Below are 6,207 nucleotides of genomic sequence, written 5' to 3'. Positions count from 1 at the left end.
CCTCAGCGGCGCACCGCTCGCCCAGCACAGGAGCATCGAACTTTCCGAAGACCCCTCCGCGCCAAACTTCTTCGTCAACGGCCGGCAATTCAGCATGGGCGCCCCGACCTTCGACACTCCAGCAAAACTCGGAACAGTCGAGGAATGGACCATCACCAACACCAGCGGTGAAGACCACCCGTTCCACATGCACAGCAACGCCTTCCAGGTCACCGCGGTCAACGGAATCCCGGCCCCTTACCCGCACCGGCAGGACACCGTCATCGTTCCCCACGCGGTAAACGGCACCCCCGGCCGGGTGGTCATCCGGCAGCAGTTCTCCGACTACCCGGGTCTCTGGATGTTCCACTGCCACATCGCAGCCCACGAAGACCACGGCATGATGGGCTACATCCAGGTCAACCCCTGACAACTTTCCGTCAACCCCTGCGCAGTGCCCAGTGGACGCAGATTGCCAGCACCGTGCCCGCCGCGGGCAACCTGTACACCCTGCGCAGCTGGCTTCCGGGGGTCAGCGGTTTAGCGTCGCTGGCGCGCCGTGGTGGGAGAAAGTATGCGGTTGCCTCGCCCTCGCGCTCTGGCCGCGGATGAGGTTTTGGGCGGATCATGGAGGTGTCTGCCGCGGTGGACGCCGGTCCCTCTGTGGTGGTGTGTTTGAGCCTGTGGGTTAGCGTGGCGCGGAGGGCTTCCACGGGAACCGTGGATTGTTGCCTTTGGAGCACGAGTGTTAGATTCCTCTGTTTTCCCTGTCCTCCCCGAGGCAGACACCAGATGACCAAGGTCAAGGTGTCAGGAGGAACTGTCATGGATATCGTGCACGAGCGGGCTGCTGGTGTGGACATTTCCAAACGCGACGCGAAGGTCTGTCTTCGGTTGCCCGGGCAGCGGGCCGGAACGCCCACCTCCACGGTCACAACGTGGGGCCCAACCTCAGGCCAGATCCTCGCCCTGCGGGACTTCCTGGAGGGCGAGCACGTCACTACGGTCGTCATGGAAGCCACGAGCGATTACTGGAAACCCTTTTTCTATCTCCTCGAAGAAACGCTGCCGGTGATGCTGGTCAACGCCAAGGCCGCAAGGAACACCCCGGGCCGCAAACCGATGTGTCTGACGCCGCCTGGCTCGCGCAGCTGGGCGCGCACGGGCTGCTTCGGGCCTCGGTCGTCCCGCCCGAGCCGATCCGGGAACTGCGTGACCTGACCAGAGCCCGGGCCATTGCCATCCGTGACCGGACCCGAGAGATCCAGCACCTGGAGAAGTTCCTCGAAGGCTCCTGGATCAAGCTCTCCTCCGTGGTCTCCGACCTCACCGGTGTTTCATCCCGGGCGATGCTCGAGGCCCTGGTCGAGGGTGAACGCGACTTGGAGGTCCTCGCCGGCCTCGCCAAAGGCACCCTCCGCTCAAGAGTCCCCAAGCTCGTGCAGGCCCTCACCTGCCGCTTCAAGGCCCATCACGCGTTCATGGCCCGGCTGCATCTGGACCAGATCGATGCCCAGTCCCGCATCATCGACGCGCTCACCGGACGGATCGAGGAAGGGATGGAGCCCTTTCGTGCCGCCAGGGAGTTCCTGGCCACCATCCCCGGAGTCTCACTCAAAGTCGCCGACGTGATCATCGCCGAAACCGGGGCGGACATGTCCCGCTTCGAAACACCCGGCCGGCTCGCGTCCTGGACGGGCGTCTGTCCCGGCGCCAACGAATCCGCCGGGCGGATCAAGTCAGCTCACATCATGCCCGGCAATAAATACCTCAAAGGCGCCCTGGGCATCGCGGCCCTGTCCACACCGACCTGGCCGCAAAATACTGGCGGATCGCCGCCCGGCGCGGCCCATGAAAGCCACCGTGGCCCTCGAACACTCCATCCTCACCGCCCGTTGGCACATGCTCGCCGACGGCGAATGCTACGCCGACCCAGCCGCCGACCACTTCACCCGGCTCGACCCGATCAAAGCCAAGAACAACGCCATCAAAAAGCTCAACCACCTCGGCTTCAACGTCACCATCACCCCCGCCACCGCAGCCTGACGAACCCTACTTTCGTATTAGCTCGTCGGCCGCGGCCAAACGCCAGTGCTCCGACGTCCCGCTGACCGGCAGAGGGAAGGGCACGCTCACCCAGTACACCTTGGGCAGCTTCGACTACGACATTTCCTGCATCTGAAAACACGCTCGCAGCCAGCCGGGCAATCAGGATTACCTCTGGGTCAGCAACTAGGCGTGCCCGGCAAAGTTGCTCCGGTTGGCGCGCTCGCAAAGAATCCTCAGGTTCAGGCCACATAACGGGCAGGCGCTCCGGTCAACCGCTATTTGACTCGAGCTTCGCCAACTGCGGGCGCCAGGCATGGGTGAAACCGCGCCCGGGCACGCGAAGAATCACTGCTGTCGACGCAATCCGGGAGGGGGAACCCTGGAGCCCTCTCACCGGCAGCTTTGCAAAGGTACGTTATGGGGTTTGCAGTAGTTCCATCGTTCGGTACCGGGCACGTCCGCTCTCGCCGCCGTAGCACACTGACACACAGCGCAACGTTTGGCGCCACGCCCGTAACCTGTTTAAATGCCTCGTTTCGCACTGGACATCGAGTCCGTCCCCCGCCCCGCCCGTTCGCAGGAACTCCTGGACGCGGTGAACCACCGGGTGGTCATTGCCGACGGCGCCATGGGCACCATGCTCCAGGGCCGTGACCTGCAGCTGGACACGGACTTCCAGAACCTTGAGGGCTGCAACGAGATCCTCAACGACACCCGCCCGGACGTCATCGCGAACATCCACGACGCCTACTTCGCCACGGGCATCGACGCGGTGGAAACCAACACCTTCGGCGCCAACTGGTCCAACCTCTCCGACTACGGCATCGATGACCGGATCGAAGAACTGGCGAGAAAGGGCGCCGAGATCGCCCGCGAACGCGCCGAGGCGGCAGAGGAAACAGATGGCCGCATGCGCTGGGTCCTCGGCTCCATGGGCCCCGGCACCAAGCTCCCCAGCCTGGGCCACACCAGCTACGACTACCTCAAGCAGACCTTCGCCCTGCAGGCCGAAGGCCTCATCGACGGGGGCGCGGACGCCTTCCTCATCGAAACCAGCCAGGACCTCCTGCAGACCAAGGCCGCCGTCAACGGCTGCAAGCAGGCCATCGTGGACCGCGGCATCCGGCTCCCCATCTTCGTCGAAGTGACGGTCGAAACCACCGGAACCATGCTCATGGGCTCCGAAATCGGTGCCGCGCTCACCGCCCTCGAGCCGCTCGGCGTCGACGCCATCGGCCTGAACTGCGCCACCGGCCCGGACGAGATGAGCGAGCACCTCCGCCACCTCTCCAAGCAGTCCTCCGTCGCCATTGCCTGCATGCCCAACGCCGGCCTGCCCATCCTTGGCGCCAACGGCGCGCACTACCCGCTCACCCCCACCGAACTCGCCACCGCGCACGAACAGTTCGTCCGCGAATTCGGCCTGGGCCTGGTGGGCGGCTGCTGCGGTACGACGCCGGAACACATGGCCGCCGTCGTCGAGCGTCTTGCCCCCTTCCGCAACAAAGCCGTGGTCACCAGCGGGGACAACGCACCGGCGAGAATCCCCACCGAACGTGAAGCCGGTGTCGCCTCCCTCTACCAGCACGTGAACTTCGACCAGGAATCCGCGTACCTGGCCATCGGTGAGCGCACCAACGCCAACGGCTCCAAGGCCTTCCGTCAGGCCATGCTCGAAGAGCGCTGGGACGACTGCGTGGACATCGCCCGCGAGCAGATCCGCGTCGGCGCGCACCTGCTGGACGTCTGCATCGACTACGTGGGGCGCGACGGCGTCGCCGACATCAAGGAGGTCGTCTCCCGATTCGCCTCGGCCTCCACCCTCCCGCTGGTCATCGATTCCACCGAACCGCCCGTCCTCCGCGCCGGCCTGGAACTCATCGGTGGCCGTCCGGTGGTCAACTCCGTCAACTACGAGGACGGCGACGGCCCCAACAGCCGCTTCGCGCGCATCATGCCGCTGGTGAAGGAACACGGCACCGCCGTGATCGCCCTGACCATCAACGAAGAGGGCCAGGCCCGCACCACCGAAGGCAAGGTGGCCATCGCGTCCCGCCTCGTTGACGCCCTGGTGGGCGAGTGGGGCATGCGCGTCGAGGACATCATCGTGGACTGCCTCACCTTCCCGGTGGCCACCGGCCAGGAGGAAACCCGCCGCGACGGCATCGAAACCATCGAGGCCATCCGCCAGATCACCGCCAAGTACCCTGGCATCAACACCACCCTCGGCGTCTCCAACGTCTCGTTCGGCCTGAACCCCGCCGCGCGCATCGTCCTGAACTCCGTGTTCCTGCACGAAGCCGTGGAGGCGGGCCTGACCAGTGGCATCATCGATGCTGCCAAGATCGTCCCGCTCGCCTCCCTACCGGAGGAACAGCGCAAGGTGGCCCTGGACCTGGTCTGGGACCGCCGCGAATACGACGCCGACGGCAACACTACGTACGACCCCCTGGCCAGCATGCTGGACCTGTTCGCCGGCGTCGACACCGCAGCGCTCAAGGACCAGCGCGCCGCGGAGCTCGCGGCCCTGCCTACCGGCGCGCGCCTGGAGCGGCGCATCATCGACGGCGAGGGCAAGGGCCTCGAAGAGGACCTGGACCTGGCCCGCAGCGAGGGCATGACGCCGCTGGGCATCATCAATGACCACCTGCTCGAGGGCATGAAGGTGGTCGGCGAGCGCTTCGGCGCCGGCGAGATGCAGCTGCCGTTCGTGCTGCAGTCCGCCGAGGTGATGAAGAACGCCGTCGCCCTGCTGGAGCCGCACATGGAGAAGTCGGATTCCTCGGGCAAAGGCACCATGGTCATCGCCACCGTACGCGGCGACGTGCACGACATCGGCAAGAACCTGGTGGACATCATCCTCACCAACAACGGCTACAAGGTCATCAACATCGGCATCAAGCAGGGCATCGCCGAGATCATGGCCGCAGCGGAGGAGCACAACGCGGACGTCATCGGCATGTCCGGGCTCCTGGTGAAATCCACCGTGGTGATGAAGGAGAACCTCGCCGAGCTGCAGTCCCGCGGCCTGGCGAAGAAGTGGCCGGTGATCCTGGGCGGAGCCGCCCTGACCCGCGCCTACGTGGAGCAGGACCTTGCGGAGCAGTTTGACGGCGTTGTCAGGTACGCCAAGGACGCCTTCGAAGGCCTTTCCCTCATGGAACCGCTGGTGCGCGTGGCCCGCGGCGAGGCGCCGGACGACGTCGGCCTGCCGCCGCTGAAGAAGCGCATCCACAAGGGCGGTCCCAAGTTCACGGTGACCGAGCCGGAAGCGATGCCCGGCCGCTCCGACGTCGCAACCGACAACCCCGTGCCTGCGCCGCCGTTCTGGGGCACGCGGATCGTCCGCGGCGTCTCGCTGCACGACTACTCTGCCTTCCTCGACGAGCGCGCCACCTTCATGGGCCAGTGGGGCCTCAAGCCCGGCCGCGGCGAGGACGGCGCCTCCTACGAGGAACTGGTGGAACGCGAGGGCCGGCCGCGCCTGCGCTACTGGCTGGACCGCATCCTGGGCGAGGGAATGCTGGACGCATCGGTCGCCTACGGCTATTTCCCGGTGGTCTCCGACGGCGAACAGGTGGTGGTGCTGCACCACGGCGAGGATTCCGACGGCGTCCTGGGCACCGCGGGGCTGCTTGCCCCCGATGGTGGTTCAGGCGGTCCGATCGGCACCGAGCGGCTGCGCTTCGACTTCCCCCGCCAGCGCCGCGACCGGCACCTCTGCCTCGCGGACTTCGTCCGGTCCCGTGAATCCGGCCAGGTGGACGTGCTGCCGGTGCAGCTGGTCACCGCCGGTTCCAGGATCGAAGAGTTCACGTCCAAGATGTTCGCCGCCAACCAGTACCGCGACTACTACGAGCTCAACGGCCTGGTCATGCAGCTCACCGAGGCGCTCGCGGAGTTCTGGCATTCCCGCATCCGCAAGGAGCTCGGCTTCGCGTCCGAGGAGCCTAAAGACAAGGCCGGCCTGTTCAAGCTCGACTACCGCGGTGCCCGGTTCTCGCTCGGCTACCCCGCGTGCCCGGACATGGAGGACCGCCGCAAGGTCACGGAACTGCTGAAGCCCGAGCGCATGGGCGTGGTCCTCAGCGACGAGCTCATGCTGCACCCCGAACAGTCCACCGACGCGTTCGTCTTCCACCACCCGGAGGCGAAGTACTTCAAGGTGTGAGCTGGCGC

The 6,207-nt window shown here is 66.0% G+C and carries 2 protein-coding genes and 1 pseudogene; all 3 read left to right on the top strand.

The features are described from left to right. A partial coding sequence (locus IEW19_RS17355) for a multicopper oxidase domain-containing protein (protein WP_188572847.1) occupies window positions 1–409 on the top strand: 409 nt, incomplete at its 5' end. A gap of 395 nt (window positions 410–804) precedes the next feature. Then, window positions 805–2,025 (top strand): annotated as a pseudogene (locus IEW19_RS17350) (IS110 family RNA-guided transposase). A 529-nt stretch (window positions 2,026–2,554) separates the two neighbouring features. After that, the gene (gene metH / locus IEW19_RS17345; RefSeq protein ID WP_188572846.1) at window positions 2,555–6,199 is read left to right on the top strand and encodes a methionine synthase; all 3,645 of its coding nucleotides are present in this window, start codon (window positions 2,555–2,557) and stop codon (window positions 6,197–6,199) included. Window positions 6,200–6,207 lie beyond the last annotated feature (8 nt).

The sequence above is a fragment of the Arthrobacter liuii genome (assembly GCF_014639275.1).
Taxonomy (GTDB): Bacteria; Actinomycetota; Actinomycetes; order Actinomycetales; family Micrococcaceae; genus Arthrobacter; species Arthrobacter liuii.
This window is presented reverse-complemented; position numbering and strand designations above follow the sequence as displayed.

Excerpts from the sequence above, each read along its gene's own strand:
- metH (WP_188572846.1), top strand. The coding sequence starts at position 2,555 with ATGCCTCGTTTCGCACTGGACATCGAGTCCGTCCCCCGCCCCGCCCGT.